The organism is Nocardioides sp. 31GB23 (genome assembly GCF_040012395.1).
GTDB classification, from domain to species: domain Bacteria; phylum Actinomycetota; class Actinomycetes; order Propionibacteriales; family Nocardioidaceae; genus Nocardioides; species Nocardioides salarius.
The window spans coordinates 12,514-35,640 of the sequence record NZ_JBDYKJ010000008.1 but is presented as its reverse complement, the minus strand read 5'-3'; the positions used below and the strand labels follow the sequence as shown (position 1 = coordinate 35,640).

20 protein-coding genes are annotated in these 23,127 nt (G+C 72.2%); 18 read left to right on the top strand and 2 right to left on the bottom strand.

All coding sequences use genetic code 11. The features are described from left to right. Window positions 1–91: 91 nt before the first annotated feature. The 15 genes from ABKW28_RS03850 (at window position 92) to ABKW28_RS03780 (ending at window position 16,923) form a co-directional block, all read left to right on the top strand. Window positions 92–898: an alpha/beta hydrolase gene (locus ABKW28_RS03850; RefSeq protein ID WP_348606501.1), complete on the top strand. Its 807-nt coding sequence runs from the start codon at window positions 92–94 to the stop codon at window positions 896–898. 3 nt (window positions 899–901) lie between these two features. Beyond that, entirely contained in the window at window positions 902–2,521 is a 1,620-nt protein-coding gene (locus ABKW28_RS03845; RefSeq protein WP_348606499.1) for an ATP-binding protein, read from the top strand. A gap of 129 nt (window positions 2,522–2,650) precedes the next feature. Then, entirely contained in the window at window positions 2,651–5,515 is a 2,865-nt protein-coding gene (locus tag ABKW28_RS03840) for an aconitate hydratase (protein ID WP_193670924.1), read from the top strand. 35 nt (window positions 5,516–5,550) lie between these two features. Continuing rightward, on the top strand, window positions 5,551–6,243 hold the full coding sequence (locus tag ABKW28_RS03835; RefSeq protein WP_348606497.1) for a sulfite exporter TauE/SafE family protein: 693 nt from the start codon (window positions 5,551–5,553) through the stop codon (window positions 6,241–6,243). Window positions 6,244–6,300: 57 nt separating this feature from the next. Beyond that, window positions 6,301–7,620, top strand: a complete 1,320-nt coding sequence (locus ABKW28_RS03830; protein ID WP_348606496.1) for a hypothetical protein — start codon at window positions 6,301–6,303, stop codon at window positions 7,618–7,620. Next, window positions 7,607–8,122, top strand: coding sequence for a SigE family RNA polymerase sigma factor (locus tag ABKW28_RS03825; protein ID WP_348606495.1), 516 nt, complete (start codon window positions 7,607–7,609; stop codon window positions 8,120–8,122). Before ABKW28_RS03830 ends, ABKW28_RS03825 begins: the two co-directional genes overlap by 14 nt. 17 nt (window positions 8,123–8,139) lie before the next feature. After that, entirely contained in the window at window positions 8,140–8,439 is a 300-nt protein-coding gene (locus ABKW28_RS03820) for an MTH1187 family thiamine-binding protein (protein WP_193670925.1), read from the top strand. Beyond that, window positions 8,436–9,035 carry a DUF3105 domain-containing protein gene (locus ABKW28_RS03815; protein WP_193670927.1) on the top strand — a complete coding sequence of 200 codons (600 nt, stop codon included), beginning with the start codon at window positions 8,436–8,438 and terminating at the stop codon, window positions 9,033–9,035. Before ABKW28_RS03820 ends, ABKW28_RS03815 begins: the two co-directional genes overlap by 4 nt. Continuing rightward, on the top strand, window positions 9,032–10,957 hold the full coding sequence (locus ABKW28_RS03810; RefSeq protein ID WP_348606494.1) for a M3 family metallopeptidase: 1,926 nt from the start codon (window positions 9,032–9,034) through the stop codon (window positions 10,955–10,957). Before ABKW28_RS03815 ends, ABKW28_RS03810 begins: the two co-directional genes overlap by 4 nt. Before the next feature lie 7 nt (window positions 10,958–10,964). Beyond that, window positions 10,965–11,372, top strand: coding sequence for a YjbQ family protein (locus ABKW28_RS03805; RefSeq protein WP_341231364.1), 408 nt, complete (start codon window positions 10,965–10,967; stop codon window positions 11,370–11,372). A gap of 518 nt (window positions 11,373–11,890) precedes the next feature. Further along, the gene (locus tag ABKW28_RS03800; RefSeq protein WP_193670929.1) at window positions 11,891–12,262 is read left to right on the top strand and encodes a hypothetical protein; all 372 of its coding nucleotides are present in this window, start codon (window positions 11,891–11,893) and stop codon (window positions 12,260–12,262) included. A gap of 24 nt (window positions 12,263–12,286) precedes the next feature. Next, window positions 12,287–12,712 carry an NUDIX domain-containing protein gene (locus ABKW28_RS03795; protein WP_193670931.1) on the top strand — a complete coding sequence of 142 codons (426 nt, stop codon included), beginning with the start codon at window positions 12,287–12,289 and terminating at the stop codon, window positions 12,710–12,712. Beyond that, a complete protein-coding gene (locus tag ABKW28_RS03790) occupies window positions 12,709–13,653 on the top strand; it encodes an SMP-30/gluconolactonase/LRE family protein (RefSeq protein ID WP_348606492.1) in 945 nt (314 codons plus the stop codon). Before ABKW28_RS03795 ends, ABKW28_RS03790 begins: the two co-directional genes overlap by 4 nt. Window positions 13,654–13,706: 53 nt before the next feature. Further along, window positions 13,707–15,611, top strand: coding sequence for a 1-deoxy-D-xylulose-5-phosphate synthase (dxs, locus tag ABKW28_RS03785; protein WP_348606490.1), 1,905 nt, complete (start codon window positions 13,707–13,709; stop codon window positions 15,609–15,611). Further along, window positions 15,595–16,923 carry a hypothetical protein gene (locus tag ABKW28_RS03780; RefSeq protein WP_348606488.1) on the top strand — a complete coding sequence of 443 codons (1,329 nt, stop codon included), beginning with the start codon at window positions 15,595–15,597 and terminating at the stop codon, window positions 16,921–16,923. The genes dxs and ABKW28_RS03780 overlap by 17 nt, the downstream gene beginning before the upstream one ends. Here the strand turns inward: ABKW28_RS03780 and ABKW28_RS03775 are convergent. Next, window positions 16,920–18,989 (bottom strand): 3-hydroxyacyl-CoA dehydrogenase NAD-binding domain-containing protein, encoded by a 2,070-nt coding sequence (locus ABKW28_RS03775; protein WP_348606486.1) that lies wholly within the window; start codon window positions 18,987–18,989, stop codon window positions 16,920–16,922. The two genes, ABKW28_RS03780 and ABKW28_RS03775, sit on opposite strands and share 4 nt — an antisense overlap. Next, on the bottom strand, window positions 18,989–20,188 hold the full coding sequence (locus ABKW28_RS03770; RefSeq protein WP_348606484.1) for a thiolase family protein: 1,200 nt from the start codon (window positions 20,186–20,188) through the stop codon (window positions 18,989–18,991). Before ABKW28_RS03770 ends, ABKW28_RS03775 begins: the two co-directional genes overlap by 1 nt. A 171-nt stretch (window positions 20,189–20,359) precedes the next feature. Between ABKW28_RS03770 and ABKW28_RS03765 the strand changes: the two genes are divergently transcribed. Genes ABKW28_RS03765 through ABKW28_RS03755 form a run of 3 tightly spaced genes read left to right on the top strand, consistent with a single transcriptional unit; the run spans window position 20,360 to window position 23,032 of the window. Further along, window positions 20,360–21,319: a PAC2 family protein gene (locus ABKW28_RS03765; RefSeq protein WP_193670940.1), complete on the top strand. Its 960-nt coding sequence runs from the start codon at window positions 20,360–20,362 to the stop codon at window positions 21,317–21,319. 1 nt (window position 21,320) lies between these two features. Next, window positions 21,321–22,178, top strand: a complete 858-nt coding sequence (locus ABKW28_RS03760; protein ID WP_193670941.1) for an acyl-CoA thioesterase II — start codon at window positions 21,321–21,323, stop codon at window positions 22,176–22,178. Beyond that, window positions 22,175–23,032, top strand: a complete 858-nt coding sequence (locus ABKW28_RS03755) for an acyl-CoA thioesterase II (RefSeq protein ID WP_348606482.1) — start codon at window positions 22,175–22,177, stop codon at window positions 23,030–23,032. Before ABKW28_RS03760 ends, ABKW28_RS03755 begins: the two co-directional genes overlap by 4 nt. Window positions 23,033–23,127 lie beyond the last annotated feature (95 nt).

Here is a 23,127-nt window from a genome sequence, read left to right as displayed (position 1 = left end):
ACGCAGCCGGATGCCGGTGAGCCGTGGTGCCAGCAGCGGGTATCCGCTCCGAGGGACCCGGCTGGTCCGCGTCAGCTAGAGTCTGACCGCCATGACGATGATCTCTCGGCACCACGTCTCGGTATCGGGACCGCGTGATGCTCAACCGATGCTGTTCGGGCACGGGTTCGGGTGTGACCAGACGATGTGGCGCCACGTCGCGCCAGCGTTCTCGGACCGGTACCGCGTCGTGACGTTCGACCACATGGGGTCGGGAGGGTCCGATGTCTCGGGCTACGACCCGAGCAGGTACGAGGACCTCCACGGCTATGCCTCCGACGTCCTCGAGATCGTGCGGGAGCTCGAGCTCAGCGACGTCGTGTTCGTGGGGCACTCGGTGTCGTCGATGATCGGTGCACTCGCCGCCATCGCGGCGCCCGAGAGGTTCGACGCGCTGGTGATGGTGAGCCCGTCACCGCGCTACATCGACGACATCGACTATCGCGGTGGGTTCGCGCGCGAGGACATCGACGAGCTGCTGGAGGCCTTGGCGAGCAACTACCTCGGCTGGTCCTCGGCGATGGCGCCGGTGATCGTGGGCAACCCGGATCGGCCGGCGCTCGGGGAGGAGCTGACCGCGAGCTTCTGTCGGATGGACCCCGAGATCGCCCGTCAGTTCGCGACCACGACGTTCCTGTCGGACAACCGTGAGGACCTGCCGAAGGTGGCTGTGCCGACGTTGGTCCTGCAGTGCAGTCGCGACGCGATCGCGCCGACACGCGTCGGCCGGTACGTGGCAGACAGCGTGCCGGACGCGACATTCGTGCAGCTCGCCGCGACGGGCCACTGTCCGAACCTCAGCGCTCCTGAGGAGACCATCGCCGCCATCGATGACTTCCTGCGGCGAGGCGAGACATAGGTGATGCTTCCTGACTCCGAGGGTGACTCCCTGTGGGCGAGCCCCGAGGAGGACGGCGGTCTCTCCGGCGGGGCGCCGTTCGGCTACCTGTCGACGACCACCGAAGGGGTGATCGTGCGGGTCAACGCCACCCTCTGCACCTGGCTGGGCATGGAGACGGGGGACCTTCTCGGTCTCCACCTCACCGAGCTGCTGACGCCCGCCGGCAGGATCTACCACGAGACCCACTACGCCCCCATGATGCAGATGCGGGGATCCGTGCGGGAGATCGCCGTCGACGTCGTCCGTGCGGACGGCAGCAGGCTTCCGGTCCTCCTGAACGCTGGCGTGGTCCGGACGCCCGACGGGGAACCGCACTCGATCCAGGTTGCCGTGTTCGAGGCGACCAGGCGGCGTGCCTACGAGCGCGACCTGGTGCGCGCACGCGACCAGCAGGAGGTCGAGCTCAGGGCCCAGGCCGAGCAGGCGGCGACCGCTACAGCCACCGTCAGCCAGATCATCGACGCGGCCACCAACACGCTCCTGGTGGCCACGGACGCCGATCTGGTCGTCACCCATTTCAACCGCGGCGCCCAGGAGCTGCTCGGGCACGCGGCCGAGGACGTGGTCGGTCAGTCGGCCGAGGGGCTCTTGGACGTGGAGGAAGGTCGACGCCACGCTGATGAGCTCGGTGTCTCGTCCCAGCCCGCGTGCCTCGTCCCGGCGCTGGTGCGCCACGGCGCCCCCCGCGACTGGACTCTGACGACCCGCTCCGGCGAGCGGCGGACCATGTCACTGAGCTTCACCGAGATCCGCGAAGACGATCTGCTGATCGGGTACCTGTGCGCGGGGGAGGACGTCTCGCTGCGACTGCGGCTCGAGGCAGCCCAGCGCGCGGCGCTCGATCGGGAGCTGCAGTCGGTGGCACGGCTCGAACAGGCCGATCGGATGAAGGACGAGGTCGTCTCGACGATCAGCCACGAGCTGCGGACACCCATCGCCTCGATCCAGGGCTACGGGGAGCTCCTCGCCGACGGCGACCTGGGGACGCTGGCACCTGCGCAGGCCGACGCGGTGGCCAAGGTGCTGCGCAACGCGTCGCGGCTCTCCGTGCTCGTCGAGGACCTGCTGCACCTCGACCGTCTCGGAGCCGCCGACGAGGTTCCCCTGCGCCTCGAGCCGAGTGACATGGCGGCGCTGGTCGTGCAGTCGCGCGCCAGTCTCGACCAGGTGCTCCGCACCCGCGACGTGGCACTGAGGGTCCAGGTGCCCGATGTGCCTGTCCTCGTGCACGGCGACACGCGCGCGCTCGAACGGGTGGTGCTCAACCTGGCTGACAACGCCATCAAGTTCACTCCTGACGGCGGGTCGGTCACCCTCACCGTCGCCTCGACTCCAGCAGGGTGCGTGCTCACGGTTGCCGACTCCGGGATCGGGATGTCGGAGGAGGACCGGCTGCGGGTCCGTGAGCGCTTCTACCGCTCATCCGAGGCCTACCGGCGCGCCGTGCCCGGCACCGGCCTCGGACTGAGCGTGGTGGAGTCCATGGTGACCGCCCATGGCGGCACGATGGATATCGAGTCCGCTCACGGGCGAGGAACGACTGTCACCGTGGTCCTGCCCGAGATCGAGGCGAACGGCTGAGCAGTGGTCGAGCACGGGCGGGTGGCACTGCTGGAGAAGACCCCTTGATGTCGTGTATCTTGACGTCAAGAGATGTGGTCGACGGGTAAGGGTGCCCTTCCTTTGCTGGCTCCCCGGCCCGGCGGCAAGATGAGGCGCAAGCAGCGCCCGTCATCGCAGACGCGACAGAGGAGATGTTGGTCAGTGGCAAGCAAGGACAGCTTCGGTGCCAAGAGCACCCTCGACGTGGACGGCACGTCGTACGAGATCTTCCGCCTCGACGCGGTCAAGGGTGACGGCCTCGACGTCGCCAGCCTCCCCTTCAGCCTCAAGGTGCTGCTCGAGAACCTCCTGCGCACCGAGGACGGCTCCGACATCACCGCCGAGGACATCAAGGCGATCGCCGGCTGGGACGCCGACGCCGACCCCTCGCAGGAGATCCAGTTCACGCCGGCGCGCGTGATCATGCAGGACTTCACCGGCGTGCCCTGCGTCGTCGACCTCGCCACGATGCGCGAGGCGATGGCCGACCTGGGCGGCGACCCGACCAAGATCAACCCCCTCGCGCCCGCCGAGATGGTCATCGACCACTCCGTGATCGCCGACGTCTTCGGCACCCCCGAGGCGTTCGAGCGCAACGTCGAGATCGAGTACGAGCGCAACCGCGAGCGCTACCAGTTCCTGCGGTGGGGCCAGGGCGCCTTCGACGACTTCAAGGTCGTCCCGCCGGGCACCGGCATCGTGCACCAGGTCAACATCGAGCACCTGGCCCGCACGGTCTTCACCCGCGAGGTCGACGGCGAGCTCCTCGCCTACCCCGACACCTGCGTCGGCACCGACTCGCACACCACCATGGTCAACGGCATCGGCGTCGTCGGCTGGGGCGTGGGCGGCATCGAGGCCGAGGCCGCGATGCTCGGCCAGCCGGTCTCCATGCTGATCCCGCGCGTGGTCGGCTTCAAGCTCAACGGCGACCTGCCCGAGGGCGCGACCGCCACCGACCTGGTGCTCACGATCACCGAGATGCTGCGCAAGCACGGCGTGGTCGGCAAGTTCGTGGAGTTCTACGGCCCCGGCGTCTCCGCGCTGCCGCTGGCCAACCGCGCCACGATCGGCAACATGAGCCCCGAGTTCGGCTCCACCATCGCGGTCTTCCCGATCGACGAGGAGACCACCAAGTACCTCGAGCTCACCGGCCGCAGCGCCGAGCAGATCGCGCTGGTCGAGGCCTACGCCAAGGAGCAGGGCCTCTGGCACGACCCCTCGGCCGAGCCGCGCTACTCCGAGAAGCTCGAGCTCGACCTGGCCACGGTCGTCCCGTCGCTGGCCGGGCCCAAGCGTCCCCAGGACCGCGTCGCGCTCTCGGAGGCCAAGCAGGGCTTCCGCGGCGCGCTGGCCGACTACGTCGACCACGAGCACCAGGACACCAACGGCTACGACGAGTCCGTCGAGGAGACCTTCCCGGCCTCCGACCCCGCCACCAGCAACGGCGGCGGCCAGGCCGAGGCGCCGAAGAACTACCTCTCGGCGGCCCCCGCCGACGGCGGGCGGCCCAGCAGCCCGGTGCACGTCACCCTCGAGGACGGCACCGAGTTCGAGCTCGACCACGGCGCCGTCGCGATCGCGGCGATCACCTCCTGCACCAACACCTCCAACCCGTCGGTGATGATCGGCGCGGCGCTGGTGGCCAAGAAGGCCGTGGAGAAGGGCCTGCAGCGCAAGCCGTGGGTCAAGACCACCCTGGCCCCGGGCTCGAAGGTCGTCTCGGACTACTACGAGAAGGCCGGCCTGACGCCGTACCTCGACAAGCTCGGCTTCAACCTCGTCGGCTACGGCTGCACCACGTGCATCGGCAACTCGGGCCCGCTCATCCCCGAGGTCTCCGCCGCGGTCAACGAGAAGGACCTCGCGGTCGTCTCGGTGCTCTCGGGCAACCGCAACTTCGAGGGCCGGATCAACCCCGACGTGAAGATGAACTACCTGGCCTCGCCGCCGCTGGTGGTCGCCTACGCGCTGGCCGGCTCGATGGACCTCGACCTGTTCAACGACCCGCTGGGCCAGGACACCGAGGGCAACGACGTCTTCATGAAGGACATCTGGCCCACCGCCGCCGAGATCGAGGAGGTCGTCGGCTCGGCCATCACCTCCGAGATGTTCGACGACGGCTACTCCGACGTCTTCGCCGGTGACGAGCAGTGGCGCTCGCTGCCCACCCCGGAGGGCAAGACCTTCGAGTGGGACCCCGAGTCCACCTACGTCCGCAAGCCTCCCTACTTCGACGGGATGCCCGACGAGCCGGAGGCCGTCACCGACATCGAGGGCGCGCGCGTGCTCCTCAAGCTCGGCGACTCGGTCACCACCGACCACATCTCGCCCGCGGGCGCGATCAAGAAGGACAGCCCGGCGGGCACGTACCTCGCCGAGCACGGCGTGCAGCAGCGCGACTTCAACTCCTACGGCTCGCGCCGGGGCAACCACGAGGTCATGATCCGCGGCACGTTCGCCAACATCCGCCTGCGCAACCAGCTGGCGCCGGGCACCGAGGGCGGCTTCACCCGCGACTTCACGGGTGAGGGCGAGGTGACCTCGGTCTTCGAGGCCTCGGAGAAGTACGTCGCCGCCGGCACCCCGCTGGTCGTGCTCGCGGGCAAGGAGTACGGCTCCGGCTCCTCGCGCGACTGGGCCGCCAAGGGCACCGCGCTGCTGGGCGTCAAGGCCGTCATCGCCGAGTCCTACGAGCGCATCCACCGCTCGAACCTCATCGGGATGGGCGTGCTGCCCCTGCAGTTCCCCGAGGGTGAGTCGGCCGAGTCGCTGGGCCTGACCGGCGAGGAGACCTTCTCCATCACCGGCGTCACCGAGCTCAACGACGGCACCACGCCGCGCACGGTCAAGGTGAAGGCTGGCGACGTCGAGTTCGACGGGGTCGTGCGCATCGACACCCCGGGTGAGGCGAACTACTACCGCAACGGCGGCATCATGCAGTACGTCCTGCGCAACCTGCGCCGGGGCTGATCCTGCTCGGTCTGACCGCACCTGCGCTGCTCACGGTGGCCCTGGCCCTCCTGGCCGGGGCCACCGTGCAGTCGTTGGTGGGCCTGGGGCTCGGGCTCGTCAGTGCGCCGGTGATCACCCTCGTCGAGCCACGGCTGATGCCCGAGCTGATGCTCTGGCTGGCCTTCGCGCTGCCCTTCGTCACCCTCGCCTCCGAGCGCGAGGACATCGACTGGCACGGCCTGGGCTGGTCCCTGCCCTCGCGCATCGTCGGCACCGCCGTCGGCGTGGTCGCCGTGACCGTGCTCGAGCCCCGGCTGCTGGGGGTGGCGGTCGGTGGGATGGTGCTGGTCGCCGTGCTGCTCACCTGGCGCACGGTCGTCGTCCCGCTGACGCGCACCTCGCTGGTGGTGGCCGGCGCCGTCTCCGGCGTGACCGGCACCGCCACCTCCATCGGCGGACCGCCGCTGGCGCTGCTCTACCAGCACCAGCCGGCCCGCACGATCCGCACGACGCTGGCTGTCTACTTCATGGTCGGCGCCGCCCTGTCGCTCGCCGGGCTCGGCCTGGCCGGACAGCTCGACGTCCACTCGCTCCTCCTGGCCCTCCTGCTCGCGCCGGTGCTCGCGGTCGGTGCCGCCCTCGGGAGGGTCCTGCGCCCGCGTCTGCCCGAGGCCCGGGTGCGTGGCGTCGTTCTCGTCGTCTGCGCCTCCTCCGCCCTGGTCCTCCTGGTCCGCAGCCTCGCCTGACCCCTCCAAACGGCAGGCTCGTGACGTAGGTGAGGGTGAGGACCCCGAGGAGGACCGATGAGCACCCTGCACGACCGGCTGGCCGACCTGGCCGACGACGCCCCACCAGCGCTGCCCGACCCCGGGCTGTGGGACGTCGCCAGCGACTACCACCGGCGGCGACGCCTCGGGACCGCGGTCGTGGTGGCCGTGACGGTCCTCGTCCTCGGGCTCATCGGGGGGCTGGGGTGGGTGAGGGCCGACGACGGCATCGAGCCGGCCTCTCCCGGAGCGACGCCGGCGCTGCCGGACACGATCTGGGAGCCGAGCCGGTGGCTGCCCGGCACCGACGACGCGGGCCCGTTGGGTCAGCTGGCAGTGCTACTGCCGGCCGACCGAGGAGGCTGGACCGGCGCGGAGGACGGCGTGGTCGGGATCTCCGCGGACACGGGCGAGTACCGGTTCCTCGATCTGCCTGCCGACGCGGCCCGAGACCACGCGCTGTCGCCGGACGGAGCGCACGTGGCCTACTGGACGACCGGCTCGCCGACGGGGTCGCCGCAGACCGCAGGCGGCCAGTACCTGCCCACGACGGGGGTGGCGGTGCACGACACGGTCACCGGACAGACGGTGCGCCACGACGTGATCACCCGTCACGGCCTCGCACCCGATGTCCTCCTCTGGGCGGACGACGAGACGCTGGTGCTGTCCTACGGCCAGGAGTACGTCGGCGACGACGCCCCGACGAGAAAGCAGGGCGGTTCCACCAACTCCGAGGGCCTGATGAGCTGGCGACCCGGCGTCGAGGAGGAGCCCGTGCTGACCATCGGGGCCGACGCCGTCGAAGCCAGCAATGGTCGCGGAACCCTGCTGGTCCAGCGGAGCGACGGCATGGCGCGCTGGGACGTCGAGACGGGGTCCGTGGCTCGGCTGCCGCTGCCGGGGCGCTCGATGGCCGAGGTGACCGCTCTGGACCAGGTGGGGCGGGCAGCGGCCTACCCGCGGGGGAACCGGCACCCCAACGCCATCAGCGTCGTCCGCCTGGTCGGGCCGCAGGACTCCGTGGAGAGCGCCCCGGTCCCGGGAGCCGACACCTTCGCCGTGCTGGGCTGGTTCGACGGGAAGCACGTGCTGGCCGAGCGGTACGCCCCGGACGAGATGCACACCGAGCTGCAGCGCGTCGACGTGACGACGGGGGAGTCGGAGACGGTGGTCGACCTCCCTGGACCCGGGAACTTCGCTGGTCAGCTGGCGCTCGGTCTGCTCGACGAGTCCTTCGTGCCCCGCCCAGCGCCTCCGGAGCCGCTCGACCCACGACGGCTCGTCGGGCTCTCGGCGGGCGCCGTGCTCGTCGCGGGTGCCGTCCTGGTGGGGTGGAGGCGTCGTGCCCGACCGTGACAACGATGTGCGCGCCCAGTTCGAGCAGTACGTCGCCGCCCGGCGCCAGGCGCTGCTGCGCACGGCGTACCTGCTGACCGGCCAGCACGCCGACGCCAAGGACCTCGTCCAGCTGGCGCTGGTCAAGGCGATGCCGCACTGGGCGAAGATCGCCCACGACCCGGAGCCCTACGTCCGCAAGGTCCTGGCCCGCGAGTCGGTGAGCCGCTGGCGGGGTCGGCGCTGGCGGGAGGTGACGAGCGACCGGCTGCCCGAGCGGGAGCAGGCCGGCGCCGACCAGACGGACCGGGCCGCGGTCCGCACCGCCCTCCTGGCGTTGGCTCCGCGGCAGCGCGCAGTGGTGGTGCTGCGCTACTTCGACGACCTCACCGAGGTGCAGACCGCACAGGCGCTGGGCATCGCGGTCGGCACCGTGAAGTCGCAGTCACGGGATGCGATGGCCCGACTGCGAGAGCTGCTGCCCGACCTGCACCCGGAGTGGTCGGAGGCCGTGCGGCGCTGACGGCTACCGTTCGCCCCATGATCGTGGCCTTCAGCATCTCGCCCACCGCCGCCGACGAGACCGGCAGCGTCTCGGAGGCGGTCGCCGCCGCCGTACGCGTCGTCAAGGAGTCCGGCCTGCCCTACGAGCTGAACTCGATGTTCACCAACGTCGAGGGGGAGTGGGACGAGGTGATGGCCGTCGTCAAGCGCGCCGTCGACGTCGTCGCCGAGGTCTCCCCGCGGGTCGGGCTGGTGCTCAAGGCCGACATCCGTCCCGGCTGGGACGGCCAGCTCAGCGCCAAGGTCGAGCGGGTCGAGCGGCTCCTCGACCAGTGAGCGAGGTCGCGCCGCAGCCGCGTGACCGCGCGCCGCTGGTGGCGCTGCTGGTCACGCTGCTGCTCGCCGCGCTGATCGTCACGGCCGCGGCGGTCGTGCCGCGCCTGCTCGCGGAGCCGGTCGACCGCACGCTCGACCAGGTGCGAGTCTACGAGGACCTGCCGACCACCCACGTCGACGGCGACGTCGACTACGCGCAGGACCCGCCGGTCGGCGGCCAGCACGCCGACCGGTGGCTCGACTGCGGCGCCTACGAGACCCAGGTGCGCGCCGAGAACGTGGTGCACGACCTCGAGCACGGCACCGTGCTTGTCACCTACCGCCCGGACACCTCGACCGCCGACGTCGAGCGGCTCGAGGCGCTGCTGCCCGACAACGGCATCCTCTCGCCGTGGGACGGGCTGGACGCGCCGGTGGTGGTGACGGTGTGGGGCCGCCAGCTCGCGCTCACCGGCGCCGACGACCCGCGGCTGCCGCTGTTCATCGACACCTTCGGCGCCGGGGAGACCGCCCCCGAGCCGTTCGCCAGCTGTGCCGGCGGGCTCCCCGACGCCGACGGTTCGCAGGGGGAGGGGATGGGTAGCCTGCCGACGTGACTCCCACCCCGCTCGTCCTGCCGCCCGCCGACGACACCGCCGGCTGGTCGTCGTTCCTGACCGAGCGCACCGCCGCGCCGCTCGCCGAGGCGGCCCGCACCGCCGAGGCGCTGCGGGCCAAGGAGCCCGGCACGGCGCAGGCCCTGGCCCTGTGGAACGACCTGCACGTGGCGCTGGCGAACGCCTTCGCGGCCTCCTCGCTGCTCAGCCAGGTGCACCCCGACGGGGACCTGCGTGACGCCGCCGAGGCCGCCGAGCAGGAGGCGAACCGCTTCCGCACCGCGCTGATGCTCGACCCCGAGGTCTTCGCCCGGCTCGAGGCGGTGCCCCGCGAGGGTCTCGACGACGCTGCCTGGCGCGTGCTCGACGACGCGCTGCGCTCCTTCCGCCGCGCCGGCGTCGACCGCGACGAGGAGACCCGCGAGCGGCTGCGGGAGCTGGGGGAGCGCGAGGACGACCTGGCGCAGGCCTTCGGCCGCCACATCCGCGACGGCGCCCGCACCACTCGGGTGCCCGCCAGCGCCCTGGACGGTCTGCCCGCCGACTACGTCGAGGCGCACCCGGTCGCCGACGACGGCACCGTCGCCATCACCACCGACTACCCCGACACCCACCCGTTCCTCACCTTCTCCACCGACGCCGAGGCCCGACGCACCGTGATGGGCGCGTTTCTCGACCTGGCCTGGCCCGAGAACGACGAGGTGCTGCAGGAGCTGCTCGCGGTGCGAGACGAGCGCGCCCGCCTGCTCGGGTACGACGGCTGGCCCGCCTTCGACGCCGAGGTCAAGATGATCGGCACCGGCGCTGCGATCGCCGACTTCATCGACCAGATCACCCACGACGCCACCGCCGCGGCCGAGCGCGACGCCGCGCTGCTGCTCGAGCGGGCCCGCCTCGACCAGCCCGGGCTGGAGCGGCTCGACGTCTCCGGCGCGCGGTTCTACACCGAGGCCGTGCGCCGCGAGCGCTACGAGGTCGACGCCCAGGAGGTGCGTCGCTACTTCGACTTCACCCGCGTGCGCCAGGGCCTCCTCGACGTCACCGGCCGGCTCTTCGGGCTGACCTGGACCCCCGTCGACGACGCGCCGACCTGGCACACCGAGGTGGCGGCGTACGACGTCGCGCTGGAGGGGGCCGGCGAGCCCCTCGGGCGGATCTACCTCGACCTGCACCCCCGCCCGGGCAAGTACAACCACGCCGCGCAGTTCGACCTCGTCAGCGGCGTGGCCGGGCGCCAGCTGCCCGAGGGCGTGCTGGTCTGCAACTTCGGTCGCGGGCTGATGGAGCACTCCGAGGTCGTGACCCTCTTCCACGAGTTCGGCCACCTGCTCCACCACGTGCTCGCCGGGCGCCACGACTGGGTGCGCTTCTCCGGCGTGGCCACGGAGTGGGACTTCGTCGAGGCGCCGAGCCAGATGCTCGAGGAGTGGGCGTGGGACGCCGGCGTGCTCGCCGGCTTCGCCACCGACGAGGCGGGTCAGGCGATCCCGCCCGAGCTGGTCGAGCGGATGCGCGCCGCCGAGGAGTTCGGCAAGGGCGTCCACGCGCGCACCCAGATGTACTACGCCTCGGTCTCCTACCGCTTCCACGCCGAGCTGCCCGCCGACCTGACCGCCCGCTCGCTCGAGCTGTCCGAGCAGTACGCCGTGTGGGCGGCGCTGCCCGGCTCGCACTTCCACTGCGGCTTCGGCCACCTGGGCGGCTACACCTCGGCGTACTACACCTACATGTGGAGCCTGGTGATCGCGAAGGACCTCTTCTCGGCCTTCGACCCCGGTGACCTGTTCGCACCCGAGGTGGCGCTGCGCTACCGCGACCGGGTGCTGGCGGCCGGCGGCAGCAAGGACGCCGCCGACCTGGTCGAGGACTTCCTCGGCCGTCCCTACGAGCCCACGGCCTTCACGGCCTGGCTGGAGAGGTGAGACAGAGATGGACTCCGAGACCCGCAGCATCCACACCGGCGGCCGCGACGTGGTCGTCGACCTGACGCGCGAGGCCGAGCAGTGGTGCGCCGGACGAGGTGACGGGCTGCTGCACGTCTTCGTGCCGCACGCCACCGCCGGCATCGCCATCCTCGAGACCGGCGCCGGCAGCGACGACGACCTGATCGCCGCGCTCGGCGACCTGCTGCCCGCCGACGACCGCTGGCAGCACCAGCACGGCACCCCCGGCCACGGCCGCTCCCACGTGATGCCGGCCCTGGTGCCGCCGTACGCCACGGTGCCGGTGCTCGACGGACAGCTCGCGCTCGGCACCTGGCAGAGCATCTGCCTGGTCGACCTCAACGTCGACAACCCCGACCGCAAGGTCCGCTTCAGCTTCCTCACCTCCGCCTGATCCACCCCGCTGGTCGAGCAGTGACGAGAGCCAGCGAGGAACATCGCCTCCGTTGGTCGAGCAGTGACGAGCGCCAGCGAGGAGCGTCGCCGAGACCTGGCGAGTGGCGCGCCCGCCGTACGCCATGGGCTCACGGGGTCTCGGCGTCGCTCGAGCCTTCGGCCCTCGCTGCTCGACCAACGAGTGTCGTTGGTCGAGCAGTGACGAGCGCTAGCGAGGAGCGTCGCCGAGACCTGGTGAGTGACGTGCTCGCCGTACGCCGTGTGCTCGCTGGGTCTCGGCGTCGCTCGAGCCTTCGGCCCTCGCTGCTCGACCAACGGCGGTGGTCGTTGGTCGAGCAGTGACGAGCGCCAGCGAGGAGCGTCGCCGAGACCTGGGGAGTGGCGCGCCCGCCGTACGCCATGGGCTCACGGGGTCTCGGCGTCGCTCGAGCCTTCGGTCCTCGCTGCTCGACCAACGGCGGGGCCTCGCCGCACGGTCCACTGGCTCTCGAACGTGCGTTCGAGTAGGGTGGGGGCATGCCCACCCACGTCGCCCCGCCGGGCTGGCCGGTCGAGGTGCGTCCGCCGGACGCGCCCGACTGGGAGGCCACGGCGGCCAGCTGGTTGCTCGACCTGTGCCCGCCCGACTTCCGCGGCTACCCGGGGCTGCGCAAGCACGTCGTGGTGCTGGCCCGCTTCGCGGTGCTGCACGTCGAGGCCGGCCAGGCCGCGGCGCGGCGCGGGCTGAGCGAGGCGCGGTCGGAGCTGCGCGACGTCGCCACCCCCGACGTGATCGAGGCCGCGGTGCAGACCTGGCTGATCGAGGACGCCCGGCTCGCCGGCGTACGCCGCGCGGTCGGGCTGGTCGAGGAGGCCCTGCGAGGTCGGCGCTTCATCGCGCGGCTGTGAGCGCCCGCCCCTAGGGTGGGGCGCGTGCACCGGTTCTCGAGCGTGGCCCTGGTCGACCGCCGGGGCTGGCTGCTGATGCAGGAGCGCGACGAGCACCCGGTCATCGATCCCGAGAAGTGGGGCCTACCGGGCGGCTCGATCGAGCCGGGGGAGACCCCCGAGCAGGCGGCCTACCGCGAGCTCGCCGAGGAGACCGGTGTCGAGCTGGGCTCCGGCCTGCAGGCGGCGGGGGAGTGGACGTTCCACAGCCCCGCCTGCGGCGGTGACGACACCGTGCACCTCTTCGCCGGCGCCACCGACCTGGGTGACGCCGACATCGTCTGCGGTGAGGGTCGCCAGATGGTCTTCGTCGCCCCACGTGCGGTCCTGGAGAAGGACCTGACCGTCTCGGGCCGGCTGCTGCTGCCCGTCTTCCTGACCTCGCCCCTCTACGACAGGCTGTGCCAGTGACCACCTCCGCGACCCCCACGAGACTCGAGATCCACCCGCTGCCCGGCCACGGTGCCGAGGACGTGCTGGTGCTGCCCGACGGCCCGCACGAGGGGTCGGTGCTCTCCGGCACCGAGGACGGCGCGATCTTCCGGCTCTCCCACGACGGGCGCCGCATCGACCGGGTAGCCCACACCAGCGGCCGGCCGCTGGGTCTCGAGCTGCACCCCGACGGGCGGCTGCTCGTCTGCGACGCCCACCGGGGGCTGTTGCGCGTCGACCTGGCCAGCGGCGACGTCGAGCAGGTGGTCCACGAGGTCGGCGGGCGCGAGATGGTCTTCTGCAACAACGCCGCGATCGCCTCCGACGGCACCGTGTGGTTCAGCGACTCCTCCACGCGCTTCTCCATCGAGCAGTGGAAGGACGACTTCGTCCAGGACACCCGCACCGGCCGGCTGCTGCGGCTCGACACCAACGGCGAGGTCAGCGTCGTGCTCGACGGGCTGGCCTTCGCCAACGGCGTCGCGCTGGCCGCCGACGAGTCCTTCGTGGTCGTCGCCGAGACCGGGGCGCGCACCCTGGTGCGCCACTGGATCACCGGCGAGCGGGCCGGGAGCCGCGACCTGCTGGTCGCCGACCTGCCCGGCTACCCCGACAACATCGCCCGCGGTAGCGACGGGCTGATCTGGGTCGCCGTCGCCAGCCCCCGCGACCCGGTCGTCGAGCGGCTGCAGCAGGGTCCGCCGTGGCTGCGCCGCCAGGTGACGCGGATCCCGCAGCGGCTGCAGCCCAAGCCCGCCCGCACCTGCCGGGTCCAGGCCTACGACGACACGGGCCGCCTGGTGCACGACCACGACCTGCCGGCCGAGGGCTTCCACATGGCCACGGGGGTCCGCGAGCGCGACGGGGACGTGTGGATCGGCAGCCTCCTGGAGCCCGCCGTCGCGGTTCTGCGCCGATGAGGGACGCCCCCTAGACTTGCCACCCCACCCCCGCCGCGACAGCAAGGAGCCCCATGTCGATCCTCGAGTCCATCTCGGGACCGCGTGACCTCCGCAGCCTCGACGACGCCGAGCTCGAGACGCTGGCCAGCGAGATCCGTGACCTGCTGGTCCGCTCGACCTCCAAGGTCGGCGGCCACCTGGGCCCCAACCTCGGGGTGGTCGAGCTGACCATGGCGATCCACCGGGTCTTCGACTCCCCGCGCGACCGGGTCGTGCTCGACACCGGCCACCAGGGCTACGTGCACAAGATGCTCACCGGGCGGGCCGGCGACTTCGACACCCTGCGCCAGGAGGGCGGGCTCTCCGGCTACCCCAGCCAGTCCGAGTCCGAGCACGACATCGTCGAGAACTCCCACGCCTCCACCGCGCTGAGCTACGCCGACGGCCTGGCCAAGGCCTACGCGATCCGCGGCGAGGACCGCCACGTCGTCGGCGTGATCGGTGACGGCGCGCTGACCGGCGGCATGGCCTGGGAGGCGCTCAACAACATCGCGGTCGCCCAGAGCAGCCGCCTGGTGATCGTCGTCAACGACAACGGGCGCTCCTACACCCCGACCGTCGGCGGCCTGGCCACCGCGCTGACCTCGCTGCGCACCGACCCGCGCTACGAGACGCTGCTCGACATGGTCAAGCGCCGCCTCAACGCGGTGCCCGGCGTCGGCACGGCCGCCTACGACGCCCTGCACGCCATGAAGAAGGGGCTCAAGGACGCGCTCGCCCCGCAGGGCCTCTTCGAGGACCTCGGGCTCAAGTACATCGGCCCCGTCGACGGCCACGACCGCGCGGCGATGGAGACGGCGCTGAGCCAGGCCAAGAAGTACGGCGCCCCGGTGATCGTGCACGCCCTGACCCGCAAGGGCTTCGGGTACGACGCCGCGGAGCGCCACGAGGCCGACCAGTTCCACTCCCCGCAGCCCTTCGACATCGAGTCGGGCGAGGAGAAGGCCCGCGGCCGGATCTGGACCGACCACTTCGCCGACGACATGGTCGAGATCGGCCACCGCCGCAAGGACGTCGTGGCGATCACCGCCGCGATGATGCACCCGGTGGGCCTCGACAAGTTCCAGGCGCACTTCCCCGACCGCACCTTCGACGTCGGCATCGCCGAGCAGCACGCCGCGACGTCGGCGGCCGGCCTGGCGATGGGCGGGCTGCACCCGGTCGTCGCGGTCTACGCCACCTTCCTCAACCGGGCCTTCGACCAGGTGCTGATGGACGTCGCGCTGCACCGCTGCGGCGTCACCTTCGTGCTCGACCGCTCCGGGGTCACCGGTGACGACGGCGCGAGCCACAACGGCATGTGGGACATGTCGGTGCTGCAGGTGGTCCCGCGCCTGCGCCTGGCCGCCCCGCGCGACGCCACCCGCCTGCGCGAGCTGCTCGACGAGGCCGTCGCGGTCGATGACGCCCCGACCGTCGTGCGCTTCCCGAAGGGGCCGCCGCCGGCCGACATCGAGCCCGTCGACCGCGCCGGCGGCTGCGACGTGCTGGTGCGCTCCGGTGCCCGCGACGTGCTGGTAGTGGCGGTCGGCTCGATGGCCACCACCGCCGTCGAGGTCGCCGACCGGCTCGTCGCCCAGGGCATCGGCGTGACCGTCGTCGACCCGCGCTGGGTCAAGCCGGTCGACCCGGCGCTGATCGAGCTGGCGCGCGAGCACCGGCTGGTCGTCAGCATCGAGGACAACGGCGTGCAGGGCGGCTGCGGCGCCAGCCTGCTGCAGGCTCTCAACGCCGCCGGCGTGACCACGCCGGTGCGTCTGCACGGGGTGCCGCAGGAGTTCCTCGACCACGCCAAGCGCGCGGTCATCCTCGAGCGCATCGGGCTCAGCCCGCAGTCGCTGGCCCGCGGCATCGTCGAGGCGATGTCGACCGGGTCCCCGCTGGAGCACGAGCAGCCGGTTGAGCGGCCCGGCTGAGCGCACCAGGGAGGGAGACGCGCTCGAACCCCTGGGGAGGGGACTGCTGGGCCTGCTGACGGCGCTCGTGCTGTCGCTGGTCCTCGCGTCGTGCACGCTGCTGACCGGCGACGACGAGCCCGGCGCCGTGCCGACGACGTCGGCGCAGCCCGCGCCGCGTGAGGTGGTCTCGGCCGTGCAGCGCACGCTCGACCTGCGCGCCTCCGGCGTACGCCGCCAGGACCGGGCTCGCTTCGAGCGCGCCCTGGCGCCCGGGCCCGCCGAGTTCCGCGCCGAGCAGGCGCAGTACTTCGACAACCTGCTGCAGCTGCCGCTGGAGCGGGTCGACTACGGCTTCGACCCCGCCGACGTGCTGCGCGTCGACGACTCCTACTGGGTGGTCGTCGAGGTGCGCCTGCAGCTGCGCGGCTACGACGACGTGCCGGTCGTGGCCCGCGACCGCTACCTGTTCGAGCCGGGCCGCGGCGCCCGGGACCGGCTGCGCCTCGCCTCGGTGACCGACGCGGCCTGGGAGGAGCGCAACCAGGTGGTGCCGCAGCCCTGGGACCGGGGCCCGGTGCAGGTGCGCGAGGTCGCGGGCGTGCTGGGGGTCTTCGACGACGCCAGCGTCGCCGCGGCCCCTGGACTGCTCGACGCCGCCCAGCGCGCCGTGGCCGAGGTGGGCGCGGTGGTGCCCTTCGAGTGGAGCGAGCAGGTGGTGCTCTACGCGCTGTCGACCACCGCCGCGCTGGCCTCGGTCGCCGACCTGCCGGGCGGCGACGCCGCGGCCCTCGACGCGGCCGCGGTGCCGGTGGCCGCCGACCCGCGCGACCCCGACTCGCCGCTGGCCTCGACCAGGGTGGTGCTCAACCCCCGCGTGCTCGCCTCGGCGGGCGCGGAGCGCACCTCCGCGCAGGGACGCACCCGCGACCGGCTGCTGCGCCACGAGGTCACCCACGTCGCGGTGGGGGCGCGCGACGACGACGCGCCCGTGTGGCTGGCCGAGGGGATCGCCGAGTGGGTCTCGGTACGTCCGCTGGCGCCCGAGGACCGGGCGCTGCCGGAGGTCGCGCTGCAGGCGGCGCGGGCCGACCTGGCGGCCGGACGGGTGCGGATGCCCGACGGCGCGACCTTCAACGCAGACGGCTCCACCGCGCACTACGGGCTGTCGTGGTGGGCCGCGGAGCACCTGGCCGACAGCTTCGGGTCACAGGTGCTCTGGCAGCTGCTGGAGGCGGAAGGCGACGAGCCGGCCCTCGAACGGCTGGTGGGCCTGGACGAGGACCGGCTCGCTGCGCGTGCCGCGCGCCTGATGGTGGCGACCTACGACTAGTGGAAGGAGCCGAGGCCCTCGCGCTCGAGGAGCATCGTGAGCCCGCCGTTCCAGAACGAGAACCCGGCGCCGGTGATCATCGCCAGGTCGAGGTCCTCGGGCCCGGCGACGACGCCCTCGTCGAGCATCAGCCGCACCTCCTCGGCCAGCCCGGTGAGCACCTGCGTGCGCACCTGCTCCTGGGTCAGCACGACCGGGTCGGCCGGGGTCTCCAGCAGCGCCTCGACCTCGGGGTCCAGGGTGCCGTCGGGTGCGAAGTAGGCGCCCTTGCGCGCCTCGACGACCCGCTCCAGCGCCGGCGAGACGTAGAAGCGGTCGGGGAAGGCCGCCGCCAGCGTCTCGGTGTTGTGCAGCGCGATGGCCGGGCCGACCAGGGCGATCAGCGTGAACGGCGGCATCGGCGCGACGCCGGCGAAGGAGCCGTCGACCGTCTGGATCGGGGTGCCCTGGTCGACGACCCTGCTGACCTCGCTCATGAAGCGGCCCAGGAGCCGGTTGACGATGAAGGACGGGCTGTCCTGCACCAGGATCGTGGTCTTCTTCAGCGCCTTGCCGGTGGCGAAGGCCGTGGCCAGGGAGGCGTCGTCGGTGGCGGTGCCCTGCACGATCTCGAGCAGCGGCATCACCGCGACGGGGTTGAAGAAGTGGAAGCCGACGACCCGCTCGGGGTGCTCGAGGTCGGCGGCCATCTCGGAGATCGACAGCGACGAGGTGTTGGTGGCCAGCACGCAGGTGGGCGAGACGACCTTCTCGACGTCGGCGAAGACCGACTTCTTGACCGACATCTCCTCGAAGACGGCCTCGATCACGAAGTCGGCGTCGCCGAAGACCTCGGCCTTGTCGACGGCACCGGTGACCAGCGCCTTGTGGCGGTTGGCCTTGTCCTGGCCGATGCGGCCCTTGGCCAGCAGCTTGTCGATCTCGGCGTGCACGTAGGCCACGCCCTTGTCGACTCGCTCCTGGTCGAGGTCGGTCAGCACGACCGGGACCTCGAGGCGGCGCACGAAGAGCATCGCCATCTGGCTGGCCATCAGGCCGGCGCCGACGATGCCGACCTTGGTGACCGGGCGGGCCAGCGACCGGTCGGGGGCGCCGACGGGGCGCTTGGCCCGCTTCTGCACCAGGTCGAAGGCGTAGAGGCTGGCCAGCAGCTCGGGCGTCTGCGAGAGGTCCTCGAGCGCCTGGTCCTCGGCGGCGAAGCCCTCGTCGCGGCTGGCGCTGCGGGCGGTGGCGACCAGCTCGACCGCGCGCTCGGCGGCGGGGCTGGCACCGCCGGTGCGGGCACGCACCACCGTCGCGGCGCGCGAGACGGCGGCGTCCCACGCCTCGCCGCGGTCGACCTGGGCGCGCTCGACGAGCACCTCGCCGTTGAGCACGTCGGCCGCCCAGAGCAGCGACTGCTCGAGGAAGTCGGCGCCGGAGAAGACCGCGTCGGCCAGGCCGAGCTCGAAGCCCTGCTGCCCGGTGAGCGTCTTGCCGTTGTTGAGCGGGTTCTCCAGCACCAGCGTCACCGCGGCGTCGGCACCGACCAGGTTGGGCACCAGGTAGGCGCCGCCCCAGCCGGGCACCAGGCCGAGCATGACCTCGGGCAGGCCGAGGGCGGGCGCGGAGTCCATCACGGTGCGGTAGTCGCAGTGCAGCGCGACCTCGAGGCCGCCGCCCAGGGCGAGGCCGTTGACCAGGCCGAAGGAGGTCTTGCCGCCGTCCTGCAGCTTGCGGAAGACGGCGTGGCCCAGCTCGGCCACGACCCGGACGCCGGCGGCGCCGCTGGAGGCGATGCTGGTCAGGTCGGCCCCGGCGGCCAGGATGAACGGCTTGCCGGTCACGCCGATGGCGGTGACCTCGTCGTCGGCCAGCGCCGCGTCGATGGCGGTGTTGAGCGCGATCAGGCCGCGGGGACCGAAGGTGTTGGGCTTGGTGTGGTCCTCGCCGTTGTCGAGCGTGATCAGGCCCATCACGCCCGCCCCGCGGGGCAGGGTGACCTTGCGCAGGTGCGCCTGGGTGACGCGCTCGGCGTCGGAGCTGATCTCCTCGGCGCGGGCGAGCAGGGTGGTCAGGTCGCTCATCAGGCTGCCTCTCCGGTGTGGTGCGGGTTCTCCCAGATCACGGTGCCGCCCATGCCGATGCCGATGCACATGGTGGTCAGGCCGTAGCGGACCTCGGGGCGCTCCTCGAACTGGCGCGCCAGCTGGGTCATCAGCCGCACGCCCGAAGAGGCCAGCGGGTGGCCCATGGCGATGGCGCCGCCGTAGGGGTTGACGCGGGTGTCGTCGTCGGCGATGCCGAAGTGCTCGAGGAAGGCCAGCACCTGCACGGCGAAGGCCTCGTTGACCTCGAAGGCCTCGATGTCGTCGATCGTCAGGCCGGCCTGCTTGAGCGCCTTCTCGGTCGCCGGGATCGGTCCGGCGCCCATCACCTCGGGCTCGACGCCCATGAAGGAGTAGGCGACCAGGCGCATCCGCACCGGCAGCCCCAGCTCGCGGGCGGTCTCCTCGTCGGCGAGCAGCGCCGCGGTGGCGCCGTCGTTGATGCCCGCGGCGTTGCCGGCGGTCACCTTGCCGTGGGCACGGAAGGGCGTCTTGAGCGAGCCCAGGGACTCCAGGGTGGTGCCCGGTCGCATCGGCTCGTCGCTCAGCGCCAGGCCCCAGCCCTCGTCGGCCGAGCGGGTCGCCACCGGCACGAGGTCCTGCTGGATCGTGCCGGCGTCGTACGCCGCCGCGGTCTTCTGCTGCGAGCGCACGGCGTAGGCGTCGACGCGCTCCTTGGTGATCGAGGGGTAGCGGTCGTGCAGGTTCTCGGCGGTCTTGCCCATCACCAGCGCGTCGGGGTCGACCACGCGCTCGGACATGATCCGCGGGTTGGGGTCGACGCCCTCGCCCATCGGGTGGCGGCCCATGTGCTCGACGCCGCCGGCGATGGCCACGTCGTAGGAGCCGAAGGCGATGCCGGAGGCGGTGGTGGTCACCGCGGTCATGGCGCCGGCGCACATGCGGTCGATGGCGAAGCCCGGCACGCTCTGCGGCAGGCCCGAGAGCAGCGCGGCGGTGCGGCCGATGGTCAGGCCCTGGTCGCCGATCTGGGTCGTGGCCGCGACCGCGACCTCGTCGACGCGCTCGGGAGGCAGCGAGGGGTTGCGGCGCATCAGCTCGCGGATGCACTTGATGACGAGGTCGTCGGCCCGCGTCTCGGCGTACTGTCCCTTGGCCTTGCCGAAGGGGGTGCGCACGCCGTCGACGAAGACGACCTCTCGTAGCTGTCGGGGCACCGGTTCTCCTGGGTGTCGCTGTGATGTGACGGGTGTGGCTGGTTGCCGACGCTAGGTTACCCCTGGGTAACCAACCCTGGCCGGACGCCCCGTCCACCCGGGGTGGGCAGGGAATATCGTGGCCACGGGTCCGGTTCGCCCCGCGCCCGCCCCACCGACCCGAGGAGACCCGTGAGCGACACCCGCCTGGTGCACATCGTCGACGAGGTGGCCGAGATCGACGCCTCCGAGGAGTCCGCGCTGACGATGGTCGTGGTGCTCGACGGCTTCCTCGACGCCGGCAACGTCGCCGCCCGCGCCGCCCAGCACCTCGTCGACGTCGCCGGCACCGACGACGGCACCGGCCGGGTGGTGGCGACCTTCGACGTCGACCGGCTCCACGACTACCGGGCCCGCCGCCCACCGATCTCGTTCGTCGTCGACCGCTACGACTCCTACGACGCCCCGCGCCTGGTGGTGCGGCTGCTGCGCGACAGCGGCGGCACGCCGTACCTGCTGCTCAACGGCGCCGAGCCCGACAACCGCTGGGAGGGCTTCTGCCGAGCGGTGCGCGAGGTCGTCGAGCGCTTCGGCGTGACCCGCGTGATCAGCATGGGGTCGGTGCCGATGGCGGTGCCGCACACGCGCCCCACCGCGGTGACCCACCACGCCAACAGCCCCGAGCTGCTGCTGGGCGCGAGCCCGTGGCGTGGCGAGCTGCGGGTGCCCAGCAGCGCGCAGGCGCTGCTCGAGGTGCGCCTGGGGGAGTGGGGCCACGCCGCGCAGGGCTTCGTCGCCCACGTGCCGCACTACCTGGCCCAGCTCGAGTACCCCCAGGCCGCCGCGGTGCTGCTCGAGCAGGTCGAGCTCGCCGGGCGCCTGACCGTCGACCTCTCGGGGCTGCGCGCCGAGGCCGAGGACCGCGAGGCCGAGATCACCAGCTACCTCGAGGCCAACGAGGAGGTCGGCGACGTGGTCGCCGCCCTCGAGCGGCAGTACGACGCCTTCGAGCGCGCCGAGGAGTCCGGCGACAACCTGCTCGCCCGCGACCAGCCGCTGCCGACCGGCGAGCAGCTGGGCCAGGAGTTCGAGCAGTTCCTGGCGCAGCTCGAGGACCGAGACCCGCGCCCCGACGACGAGGATCCCGCCTGAGATGCCCCGCACCACCGCCGAGCTGCTCGCGCTGCTCGACCTCGAGACCATCGACGACAACCTCTTCCGCGGCGCCCAGCAGGAGTCGGTGCTGCCGCGCGTCTTCGGCGGCCAGGTGGCCGCCCAGGCGCTGGTGGCCGCCGACCGCACGGTCGACGACTCCTACGCCGTGCACTCCCTGCACTCCTACTTCCTGCAGCCGGGCGACACCACCGCCCCGATCGTGTACGACGTCGAGCGGCTGCGCGACGGGCGCTCCTTCGCCACCAGGCGGGTGCTGGCGCGCCAGCACGGCCGGCCGATCTACGTGATGACCGTCGACCTGCAGCGACCCGAGGAGGGCTACGAGCACCAGGACCGGATGCCCCAGGTGCCCGGGCCGGAGGAGTCGCTCGACATCAACGCCCAGATCCGCGGCGCCGACGGGTCGTTCACCGAGTGGGACGTGCTCGACTTCCGCTACATCGGGTCCTCCCACGACCTGCTGGCCCCCGACGAGGACCGGCCCGGGCGCCAGCAGACGTGGCTGCGGGTCAACGAGCCGCTGCCCGACGACCCGCTGCTGCACGCCGCGGCCTTCACCTACGCCTCCGACGCCACGATCATGGGCGCGGCGCTCTCGCCGCAGGGCATCTCGATCGGCACCCGCGACGTGATGGTGGCCTCGCTCGACCACTCGATCTGGTTCCACCGGCCCTTCCGCGCCGACGACTGGTGGCTCTTCGACCAGCACTCGCCGGTCGCCACCGGGGGTCGTGGGCTGGTCAACGCCCGGATCTTCGACCGCGACGGCCTGCTGGTGGCCTCGGTGAGCCAGGAGGCGCTGATCCGCCGGATGCGCCAGGGGGGCGATCGGTGAGCGAGCAGTCGGCCCTCGAGGAGCTGATGGGGCTCTTCGATCTCGAGACCATCGACGCCGACCTCTACCGCGGCCGGCCGGTGCGCACCACGCGCACCCGGGTCTTCGGCGGCCAGGTCGCGGCGCAGGCGCTGTGCGCCGGCATCCGCACCGTCGACCCGGCGTACACCGTGCACTCGATGCACTCCTACTTCCTGCTGCCCGGCGACCCGCAGGTGCCGATCGTCTACGACGTCGAGCGGATCCGGGACGGGCGCTCCTTCCTGACCCGTCGGGTCGCGGCGCGCCAGCATGGCCGGCCGATCTACTACCTCACCGCCAACTTCCAGGTGCCCGAGGACGGGCTGGAGCACCAGGACACGATGCCCGAGGTCGTGGCGCCCGAGGACGCGATCGACATGGTGGAGATGATGCGCCGCGGCGGCACGCCCGAGGCCGACGCGCTGGCCAAGGAGTGGGCCGCGCTGGGCGCGCGCTGGGTCGGCAGCTCGGGGCGCGGCCTGCCCGAGGACCCCGCGCACCCCTCGCGCTCGCGGCTGTGGCTGCGGGTCGAGGGCGACCTGGGCGACGACCCGACCGCCCACCTGGCGGCCTTCACCTACGCCAGCGACATCAGCCTGCTGGGGGCCACCCTGGCAGCGCACCCGATCGGGCCCGAGCAGATCCAGATGGCCTCGCTCGACCACACGATCTGGTTCCACCAGCCCTTCCGCGCCGACGAGTGGTGGCTCTACGACCAGGTCTCGCCCGCGGCGCACGGCGGACGGGGGCTGGCCATCGGCCGGGTCTTCACCCAGGACGGCTCACTGGTCGCCACGGTCGCGCAGGAGGGCCTGATCCGGCCCCGCAACTAGCATTACAACACTGTCATTCGTGACAGACACGCCGACACCTGGTTACTTTTGTGACCAATGTGGCGGTTGATCGCTCCTGTGGAGCGTGTGACCGG